Genomic DNA, 8779 nt, shown 5'->3' with positions numbered 1-8779 from the left:
TGTTGAATGTTGAATGTTGAATGTTGAATGTTGAATGTTGAATGTTGAATGTTGAATGTTGAATGTTGAATGTTGAATGTTGAATGTTGAATGTTGAATGTTGAATGTTGAAAAAATCCGATAACGAAAGTAGTGGATTTTGATGGTAAATTCTTTACCAAAATTTTGTAGAAAAAAATAATTTTTGTGGAAGATAATGCCCTTAAATTTGTGCCAGATTGTTTGTCAATTTATCAGCCTTTGTTATAGTTGCACTTTTCAGCAGTGTGCCTCGATAACAAAGGCTGAGCCAATTTAGGTAAACAGCATGTTGAATTTTTTATGCCAGATAAGAGATACAATGCCTGCAAGGCAGTAGAGCGCCACAGTAATTGCCAACACCCATTTTATAGCAGCGCAAACTACCGTAATAAATGCAACGGCACCTGATAAATTACCGGATAAAGTAAACAGCATTCCTGCATTTTCTGCAATATCTAAAATGCCTGCAGCTATTGCGCCATTAGCAATTAATTTACCTGTGTTACTGTTTTTTATTTGTGCAATTTTTTTGCCCGTAAAAAATAAAAAGGAAGCGTAGAAAGCCAAAAAAATAAAATCGTAGTACGTATTATTTTTTGCAACAGTAATATTATCGATAGTGTTATTGGGTGCCCATGCCTGTACAACTGCAGCAGTTTTTACATTATTATAAGCAAATTCTAAATTTAAAATACCGATGGGGGTTGCAGCAGTTTTTAATGTGGTGCTGGTTTTACCCATTACATATATCATTATCATTGTGCCAACAAATAAAAAAGGCAGCAGTACTTTTTTCATTGGTTGAAGATAATGCGTTTTAATGTTTATTTAAAGCTCTTTCAATTGTATAAATTTAAAATATTGCAGCGAAGAATTATTGATTAATTAAATGACAGGTAACAAATCCATTAAAGCTATGGGTAGTGGCTCCTCCTCCAAGCCCTAAAGTTGAAAAAGTTTGATAAACACTAATCGTTGCAGGAGCAGATATATACACTTCTGCAGAAACTTTTTCATGACCAAAAAAAGTAGTATTTGATGCAGCAGAGGTTGAAGGTGTCATTATTTTGTCATCAATAAGTTCTAAAGAATTTGGTAATCCAAAAAACAACCATGCTCCATACAAAGGAGAGCCACTAATAGCCGAAGTAAAATCAATCCTTGCAAATACGCCCAAATCAAAATGGTACAGGCCCGAACGGTTAAAAGTAATACCTGATGAAGAGATAACAATATCTGCAGTATTTGTATTGTAATAAGTAGGGCCAATTACTGTAGTACCGCTAATGCCTGCAACACCAGAAAATTTTACAGCAAATCTTGTGTTATTTCCATAAGCAGCGTTTGTCCATGAAGGGTCTCCGGCTCCGTTAGAAGAAAGCACTTGCCCTGCTGCTCCGGAGTTTCCGTTAAGTTGCAGTTGACCGCCAATATTGGTATTGCCGGTTATTAATGCAGGGCCGCTAAATGTTGTGCCGCCTTCCGCAAAAAAATAAACAGCCCTGTTGGTAGCGTTGGTACCGGCGCCAACAAAAGTAAGTGCATTGGTGCCAAATGCGTTGTACCCAATTTTTCCTGCATTCATTTCTTTGCCCGCCACACCGGCACCAAGCTCAAATAAATTTAAGCCCTGCACTTTTACGCCACCGTTTACATGCAGTTTAGCAGTAGGAACAGCAATGCCTGTACCTACATTTCCATTGGGTAATATTACTAATGAGTTGGTAGCATTGTTAGGGCCAAAATCTGAGGATGATGAAAAGAACAACCCTTCTTCCCTTACACTTTTTATTGAAAAGTCCGTGTAAAAAGTGCCAAACCCATTGACTGTTTTGTTACTCAACTGTAGCTCAGTTGTATCTGAAGTGCTGTTTGAGCTCATCTTTAATGTACTTCTTAAAGGATTTTTTATTTCCAGTTTTTCTGTTGGGGTGATGGTACCAATACCTACATTTTGAGCCTGGATAAAAAGAGGAAAAAATAATACAACAAAGAGGTACAGTTGCTTTTTCATGTGTTTTAAATTTTAAGCAAGGTATAAAAGCAAATAACGCTGGTCAATTACACATTTGGGTGAGGAAATGTTTGCCATTTATTTTTTGTAAATAAATTTAGTAGTGAAAAATTACAACGCCTGCTGCCCCGGCAACTCCAACACCCGTTGTAGGTAAACCTATGCCACCTATTCCGCTTCCGCCACCACCACCAGGCTGTTTACCCTGCTCGGGCATTCCAATAAAATTTTCTGTTCCTGCTGTCATGTTATAAATTCTCAAACGGCCTGCACCGCCTGTGTTGGCAGCATTAGCTCCATTGCCTCCATTACCCTCAGCAGTTTCCTGGTAATTGGTTGCCCCAATAGAGAAAAAACGAAATTGTTTTGGCGTACCCAAACCGCCACGCATGCCCCAATAGTTTGTAAAACCTGCACTAACTGAGTAGTTGCCTCCACCACCATTAGTAATTACACCGCTTGATAACACTGAACCCTCACCTCCAAAAGCAGTAAGTGTAATTGCACCGGCAGTAATTAATGAATTGTTACCATTGGTACCGTTACTGCCGCCGGTTCCTCCACTGCCAACAGTATAATTAATTACATCGTTTTCTGTTACTGTAAAAATTCCCATTACATAGCCGCCTCCACCACCACCACCAAATGCACCACCACCTCCACCGCCGCCCCACACTTCAATCCAAACTCTTTTTACATTGGCTGGCACTGTCCAGCTGCCAGATGCTGCGGCAGTAAACGTTACCATGTTTTTAAAATCGCACATATCGCCCCAGCTTAAAAGTCCGCTGTTGTTTTTCATCAGCACCTGGTTGGGTGTGCCATCTGCCCCATTAGCTTTTATGGTGCCGGTTACATTTATGTTTCCATTTACATCTAATTTTTCGTTTGGGGTAGCAGTGCCAACACCTACATTTTGGCAAAAGGCAATGTTTGTGATAAAAATAAAAGAGGTAATAAATATTTTTTTCATGCTAAAATAATTTAGCATAAAATTCAACATTAAATTAAAGTTGTGCAATTACACATTCGGGTGATATTAATCCAGCATAATTATTTTATGCTGTAATGCTTTTGCAACGGCTTCGGTGCCGCAGTTTACATGCAGTTTGTGGTAAACATTTTGCAGGTGGCGCTTTACAGTATCTACAGAGATAGTACAAACATTGGCAATCATTTTATAAGAATTCCCTTTTACTAAAAGTTCTAAAATTTCTTTTTCTCTTTTGGTAAGATTAAATTTATTTTCCGTCACATTTTTTTTTCTGAAAAAATGAAATACTTTTTGCGCTACAAAAGGGCTCATGGGTACGCCGCCTTCCATTACTTCCTGCAGGCTTTGTATGAGTTGTACTGGGGCAATATTTTTTAATAAATAACCATCGGCGCCATTGCAAATGCTGTCGAATATGCGGTTGTCATCATCAAACACGGTATGCATTATTACTTTTACATCAGGTGTATGCTGCTTTATTTGTTTTACACCTTCAATACCACCAATACCCGGCATATCAATATCCATTATTACCAGTTCGGCTTTAAGCATATCAATACAGCCTACTGCATCATCGCAATTATCAAATGAACCTACTACGCTAAAATTCTTCTCATCATTCAATAATGTTTCAAGCGATTGCCGCAGCTTTGTATTGTCTTCAAAAATTAGCAGCTTGTAACTCATGATAGTAAAAGTAATACCTTAAACCAAAAAATGTGTAACACATTTGGGTAGTGCTATACCGGCATTATTAAATCAATAACAGTACCCTGTTGCGGAGCAGTAGTAATTTTTAATGCTCCTTTTAAATTAATGGCTCTTTGCTGCATATTATGCAGGCCATTGCCTTTTTTAATGGTATCAAAATTAAACCCAACACCATCATCTTTTATGGTAAGCTGCAATTTATTTGCAGCAGTTTGCAAAATGATTACTGCATTACCGGCTTTGGAATATTTAGCCAGGTTATTAACGGCTTCTTTAAAAAATAAATACAGATCCCTGCGCTGTTCCATGGGCAGCTTAAGCAATTTTACATCTTCAGGAAAATTAAGGCTGTATAAAATATCTTTTCCATCAAACATATCTGCCGCATATCTTTTCATCCTGATAAATAAACTTTCGGCATTATCGTACATGGGATTTATGTTCCAGACAATATCGCTCAGGTTTTGGCTGATGTATTGAATATCTTCCCCGGCTTTGTCTAAATATTCTGTTGATTTTTCAGGATTGTTTTTATTTCTTTTTGCCAGTTCGGTTAAAATATTAATGTTGCTTAATGATGCTCCTATATCATCGTGTAAATTTCTGCTGATATTATTACGCATAGATTGCAGTTTACTCAGTTGCTTTATACGGTAATTATAAAACAGGTAAGATAAACCGAGTAATGAAAAAATACAAAGGGTAATAAACCACCAGGTTAACCAAAATGGAGGATTTATTTTTATGGTTAACATTACTTCATTACTCCAAACGCCGCTGTTGTTCAATGCTTTTAAATGCACCACATATTTTCCAGGCGCAAGGCCATATAAATTAATTCGGGCATCCGGGCTGGTGGGTGTTTGTTTTAATTGTGTTAATCCATCTACCCAATAAATATAAGTGGTTTGCAAAGGGTACAGCCAATCCATTGCGGCATACTCAATGGTGATGTTATTTTCTTTGTAAGATAAATTAATTTCTTTTATTTTTTCCGGAAGAACAGTACCTGCAACAGCACTGTCGTTAATGCGGAGAGAAGAGATGCGTAAAAGTGGTTGCTGCGGTGTGGCTACTATTTCATTAATATCTTTTAAAATAAATCCGTTGGCCTGGTCAATGGCAATTTTATTGTCGGTTGTAATAAAAGTCGAAAGATCCAGGTAATCGTTTTCTATACCATCAAAGCGGTTGTACAGGCGCCAGTATTTAGCCTTAGGGTTAAACATGGCTAAACCCACGCCGGTGCTGGCCCATATTTTTCCGCTGCTGTCGCTGTTTAAATCATTAATGGCCATAGAGGGCAGCCCGTGATCAATATCATGATTGGCAAGAATATTAAAAAGGGAGCTGTGCATTACCTGTAAATTACTGCCGTTCGATATCCATAATGCATTATACCGGTTTACCGTAGCTGCTTTTATTGCCGCAGAGCCAAGAGAATTTTTATCTAAACCGGTTTTAAAAATATGGGTTACTTTTTTTGTAACCCTGCTGCAACTGAATATGCCATTTTCTGTAAAAAGAAAAACATTATCATCTAACCCTGCTTTAAATTGAACGGTAATATTTTTTCTTTGCCCTTTAAATTCCCGGTGCCATTGCAATGGGTATTGCTCAAATGTTCCGAGTGTTATATCACAATAAATAAAATAGTTTTTTGCAAAAGCCCAGATGTTCCCTTTTTTATCAGTAGCCAGATGTGTTATAAAATTTTTTAAAGAATCGGGTACTGGTAAAGCCGCCGCCGGGGTCGTAAACATTTTTGTTTCATCATCATAAATATATAAGCCATAATTTTTTTTAATTGCCCAAACTCTTTTTTTTCCGTCAATAATAATATCACTAAACAGGTTGTTGGTTGCGGGGGAAAAGTATTTAACAGGCAGTGCGGTTTTTTTATCCGGCAGTAATTCATAAATACCGTTTCCGAAGGCTGTAGAAATCCAGTATTTTTTTCGCCAGTCATCCCAAACAATACCTGTAAGAAATTTATTTTGTTTTGAATCGGTATTGTCGTAAAATTTTATATTGGTTTTTAAACGTTCAAAAGCGGTATGCTGCTGATAAAAATAATATTTACCACCAATAAAAATGCCTGCATCTTTTGTAATGGATATTCTTTGTATGCCCGGATCGGTATTTTTTGGCGCATAACTGTAATTGGTAGGGGTAATATCTTTTATTTTTTTGGTAACAGTATTGTATGCTGCAAGGCCTTTATCAAAACAGGCGAGGTACAAAATACTGTCGTTAATTTTTTTTATATCGTTTACCTGCAGTGGCATTGCCTTATCTGTAATGGTTGCAAATTGTTTTGTAATGGTATTAAATTGAATTAAACCCCACCCAAAAGATGCCAGCCATAAAATAGAATTATCATCAGTTTCTGCATCATTTAATAGGCCTTCATTTCCGTTAGGATATTTTAATCCTGATATGTATTTTGTAAACTGTTGGCTTGTTTTATTAAATGCAAACAAGCCATGAAACCCGGTACACCATAAAATATTTTTATCATTTTTATCCTGGCATATATCAGTTAAATAGTTATCGCCCCGTACCGATCCATCTTTACATTTATCTGGCTCAGGATAAAAAAGTTCAAAACTGTCTGCAGCATAATTGTATTTGGCTAAACCTCTTCCGGCGGTAGCAAACCATAATTCTTTATCTGTATCGCACAGCACATTATTTACACCGTAATACACAAAATTATCTTTGCTTAAAGTGGGATATTTTTTAAACGTACCGGTGTTGGAATTATAGCAGGTAACGCCATGCATAAATCCTGTCATCCACAGGTTATCATTTTTATCTTCTGCAAAACTTACAATAATATTATCCGAAGGAGAATTAGGGTTAGAGTGATCTGAAAAAAAATTTTTATAGCGCCTCCCGTCGAATCTTACTAAACCATTTGAAGTACCAAACCATAAATAGCCATTCTTACTTTGATAAGCAGAATAATTTAAGTTGGCAAAGTAGCGGCTCTCGGGCCCGTATGCCATAAATGGCCCCATTTGCTGCTGGGCATAAAGGCTTGTGGTAAAGTAAAAAAATAATATTAGCGCTAAAATTATTTTATACATCAATACTTTGTATAAATGCTGATTTTATAAACCTGCAAAACGGGTAGCAACATAATCCCAGTTTACTACGTTCCACCAATTGTCAACATAATCGGCTCTTTTATTTTGATACTTTAAATAATACGCATGTTCCCAAACATCCAATGCTAATAATGGGGTGCCTTTAATTTCACTAATGTCCATTAACGGATTATCCTGGTTGGGTGTACTGCCCACTTTTAAATTTTTATTGGTATCAGCATACAGCCATGCCCAACCGCTGCCAAACCTGTTTTTGCCAGCATCGCCAAATTGTTTTTTAAAATCATCAACACTTCCGAATGCCTTTGTTATTGCTACTTGCAAATTGCCCATTGGTTTATTGCCTTCCTGCTTAGGCCTCATGCATTGCCAAAACATTTCGTGGTTGTAATGGCCGCCGCCATTGTTACGCATTTTAGGTGTGTATTTTGAAATTTTTGAAAGCACATCTTCTAATGGCTTTGTAATATCAATACCTTCTGCTGCAGCAGCATCCGTTACATTTTTACTGTAAGCTGCTGCATGTTTGCTGTAATGGATTTCCATTGTTGTGGCATCAATTACATTCTCTAATGCATCGTATTTGTAGGGTAGGGGTTGCTGTTTAAAACCGGTTGAAGGTATAGTGGTTAAAATATTTTTTGCATGAGCGCAGGATGCTGCGAACGAACCTGCAGTACTTAATCCTATACTTAATGCAATAGTACCTTTGGCAGAATCGGTAATAAATTTTCTGCGGCTGTTTGATGTTGTTTTCATCATTAATTATTTTGGGGTGATTGATTATTTTTTTGCTCTCCTAAATGTACTTAAAAAAGGCTTTATTCTTTTAAAAGAACGGTAATAAAATTCTTTACTGAATAACTGGGAATCATGCATGGCTTTGTAGGTAAGAAAAATACCAACAGGCACCAGTACAAAAATGGCCAGCCACATTCCGGTAAAGGGAGTGGTAATTTCTTCCTTCACAAATTTTTCGCCAAACATATTAAGCAGGTGAAAAATTAAAAAGAAAATAATGGCTACTACAAGCGGCATGCCCAACCCGCCTTTGCGGATGATAGAGCCTAATGGGGCACCAATAAAAAATAACACCAGGCAGGCAAGCGAAAGAGAAAATTTTCGGTGCCATTCTAATTTATGAAACTTTATCTCATTTTTTTTAGCAGCTATTTCTGTGCCATTATTTTGAATGCTGCTCCGTAAATAATTGGCTGTGGTAATGGCCGATTCATAAACGGTAAGCCTTGCCGAATCGGGAATCAGTTTATCAAATTTATCAGCTTTTAAAGTGTCGATATTTTTTTTCCAAATGCTGTCGTTAATATTTATATAATGCAAATAGCCATTCAGTTCTTTATTCATTTTTGTTTTAAGAGAATCGCTGATGTACTTAATAGAATCTAATGAGTTACCCAACTGCCGCACACTCTTCATCTTAAAATTATTTTTATAAATATCTTCATTGGTGTTTTGTTTTTGCAACGTACTCAGATCAAACAATTTTTTAAACGTTTTAAACCCCATGCGTATAAACTCTGTGGAGGAGTCGCCGGAATTGCCTCTTTCAGTATAGCGGTAACCATTCTGTAAATTAAATTCTAAAAACTTTTTATCTTCCGATACGGTCATCACACCAGTTTCGGCAACAATACAATTATCCTGCAGGGAGTTGGTTTGTTCGTAAATCAACACATTGTGAATGGTTTTATTGTCTTCATCTTTTTTACCCACTTTAATAGCATACGTGGGTATATAGGTAAAAAAAACACCTTCCTTTAAATCGAACGCAGGCTTTTTGTAAAAAATATCGTTGTATAAGGTTACAAATTTTAATTGGGTGTAAGGAATAACATAATTGGCAAATAAAAAAGTAATACCACTTAATAAAATAGCCACAAATACTAAAGGCCGCATAAAACGTAA

At 36.7% G+C, this 8779-nt stretch carries 7 protein-coding genes; all 7 read right to left on the bottom strand.

Features of this window, described 5'->3' with window-relative positions; all coding sequences use genetic code 11:
- Window positions 1-294 precede the first annotated feature (294 nt).
- A complete protein-coding gene (locus tag ACY651_RS21360) occupies window positions 295-819 on the bottom strand; it encodes a hypothetical protein (RefSeq protein WP_462255552.1) in 525 nt (174 codons plus the stop codon).
- 76 nt (window positions 820-895) lie between these two features.
- A complete protein-coding gene (locus ACY651_RS21355) occupies window positions 896-2035 on the bottom strand; it encodes a hypothetical protein (protein ID WP_462255551.1) in 1140 nt (379 codons plus the stop codon).
- A gap of 97 nt (window positions 2036-2132) precedes the next feature.
- Window positions 2133-3008 (bottom strand): glycine-rich domain-containing protein, encoded by an 876-nt coding sequence (locus ACY651_RS21350; protein ID WP_462255550.1) that lies wholly within the window; start codon window positions 3006-3008, stop codon window positions 2133-2135.
- Window positions 3009-3074: 66 nt separating this feature from the next.
- Window positions 3075-3716, bottom strand: coding sequence for a response regulator (locus ACY651_RS21345; RefSeq protein ID WP_462255549.1), 642 nt, complete (start codon window positions 3714-3716; stop codon window positions 3075-3077).
- A 53-nt stretch (window positions 3717-3769) separates the two neighbouring features.
- The gene (locus tag ACY651_RS21340; RefSeq protein ID WP_462255548.1) at window positions 3770-6832 is read right to left on the bottom strand and encodes a sensor histidine kinase; all 3063 of its coding nucleotides are present in this window, start codon (window positions 6830-6832) and stop codon (window positions 3770-3772) included.
- Between the two features lie 24 nt (window positions 6833-6856).
- Window positions 6857-7612: a superoxide dismutase gene (locus ACY651_RS21335; RefSeq protein ID WP_462255547.1), complete on the bottom strand. Its 756-nt coding sequence runs from the start codon at window positions 7610-7612 to the stop codon at window positions 6857-6859.
- A gap of 24 nt (window positions 7613-7636) precedes the next feature.
- The coding region (locus ACY651_RS21330; RefSeq protein WP_462255546.1) for an LptF/LptG family permease at window positions 7637-8779 on the bottom strand (1143 nt) is incomplete at its 5' end.

The sequence above is a fragment of the Ferruginibacter sp. genome (assembly GCF_031391665.1).
Classification (GTDB): Bacteria; Bacteroidota; Bacteroidia; order Chitinophagales; family Chitinophagaceae; genus Ferruginibacter.
Note: the sequence above shows the minus strand (reverse complement) of the source record. Positions and strands in the feature narration are given on the sequence as shown.